Origin of the sequence: Pseudomonas sp. K5002, assembly GCF_013386655.1 — a bacterium.
Lineage (GTDB): Bacteria > Pseudomonadota > Gammaproteobacteria > Pseudomonadales > Pseudomonadaceae > Aquipseudomonas.
Map to the genome: position 1 here is coordinate 1 of NZ_JACARK010000149.1, position 1665 is coordinate 1665.

Consider the following 1665-nt stretch of genomic DNA (forward strand, 5'->3'; position numbering starts at 1 on the left):
ACACGCAGCGGCGGACGGGACATCGCCAGGGCGGTGGTTTCTTCATCCAGACCCAGTTCGGCGGCGCGCACGGTCAGGCGAGCACCATCGGCCAGCACCGTGTCGGCGCCGGTCAGCACCACACTGGCCTGGGCACGCAGGCGCTGTACATCGGCACGCGCGGCCGGGCCGGTGATCCATTGGCTTTCGCCGTTGGCCATCGCGGTGCGACCGTCCAGGCTCATGGCCAACTTGACCCGCACAAACGGCAGGCCATGCTCCATGCGCTTGAGAAAGCCCGGGTTAAGCGCCCGCGCTTCGTTTTCCAGCAAGCCGCTGTGGGTCTCGATCCCGGCCTGGGCCAGGCGGCGCATGCCACGCCCGGCGACTTCCGGGTTCGGGTCCTGCATTGCCGCAACCACACGGGCCAGGCCGGCATTCACCAAGGCATCGGCGCAGGGCGGTGTGTGCCCGTGGTGGCTGCACGGTTCAAGGGTCACGTAGGCCGTGGCGCCCCGGGCTTTGTCGCCCGCTGCCCGCAGGGCATGGACTTCCGCATGGGGTTCGCCGGTGCGCACGTGCCAGCCTTCGCCGACAACCTGCCCGTCACGCACGATCACGCAGCCAACCCGGGGGTTGGGGTGGGTGGTGTACAGGCCCTTGCGCGCCAATTCCAGGGCACGGGCCATGTAATGGGCATCGAGTACCGCTTGTTCTGCCGAAGGTGGGTTCATTCTTTTACCGGCTCACGGGCCAGGCGGTCGATCTCTTCGCGGAACTCGTTGAGGTCCTGGAAGCGTCGATACACCGAGGCGAAACGGATATAGGCGACTTCGTCGAGCTTTTGCAGCTCGCCCATCACCAGTTCTCCAACCACCAGGGATTTGACTTCGCGCTCGCCGGTGGCGCGCAGCTTGTGCTTGATATGCACCAGTGCCGCTTCCAGCCGCTCGACACTCACCGGGCGTTTTTCCAGGGCGCGCTGCATTCCGGCGCGCAGTTTTTCTTCGTCGAAAGGCTGGCGACTGCCGTCGGTCTTGATCAGACGTGGCAATACCAGTTCGGCGGTTTCGAAGGTGGTGAAACGTTCACCGCAGCCAGAGGCCAGGCATTCACGCCGGCGACGCACCTGTTCGCCCTCGGCGACCAGACGCGAGTCAATGACCTTGGTGTCGTTGGCACCGCAGAAGGGACAGTGCATGGTGGCAGGCAACAAAAAATGGGAGGGCCATGGTAGCGCATCCCTGTGGCAAGACAAGCCATAGCCTTTACGGTATATAGGCTGACTATTATGTTTCATATTTTTTAAGCCACGGATTTTGTCCTTTCTGGAGCCGTACATGCAGTTACGACCACTTGTTTTGCTCACGTTGCTCGGTTTTCTGGTCGCCTGCAGCAGCCATGCCCCAAAACCTGCGGCGCCGGCTCCGGCACCGCAACAAGAGAAAAAACTGCCGGGTGTGGAAGAAGATCTCGGCCCGTTGCCCGCCTACCAGCGTGAAGTCAGCGGCCAATTGAACGGTATACCGGCGGGTGCCGAAGTCGAACTGGCGCTGCTGGTGATCGACGACCGTTCGCGCCCGCAACAACTGCTGGCCAGCAGCGTGCTGATCGGCAACAACAAGCCCCTGGCCTTCCGCCTGCGCTTCAACCCGCAAGCGTTCCCGGCGGGCGGGCGCGTTGACT

3 protein-coding genes are annotated in these 1665 nt (G+C 63.4%); 1 reads left to right on the top strand and 2 read right to left on the bottom strand.

Going from position 1 to position 1665, the window contains the following annotated elements:
• Nucleotides 1-713: bifunctional diaminohydroxyphosphoribosylaminopyrimidine deaminase/5-amino-6-(5-phosphoribosylamino)uracil reductase RibD (ribD, locus tag HX846_RS08505; RefSeq protein WP_178965248.1), on the bottom strand; the 713-nt coding region annotated here is incomplete at its 3' end.
• Nucleotides 710-1180, bottom strand: a complete 471-nt coding sequence (nrdR, locus tag HX846_RS08510) for a transcriptional regulator NrdR (RefSeq protein WP_003209990.1) — start codon at nt 1178-1180, stop codon at nt 710-712. The genes ribD and nrdR, both read right to left, overlap by 4 nt.
• Before the next feature lie 139 nt (nt 1181-1319).
• Here nrdR and HX846_RS08515 point away from each other — a divergent pair.
• On the top strand, nt 1320-1665 hold a 346-nt coding region (locus tag HX846_RS08515), incomplete at its 3' end, for a hypothetical protein (RefSeq protein ID WP_178965249.1).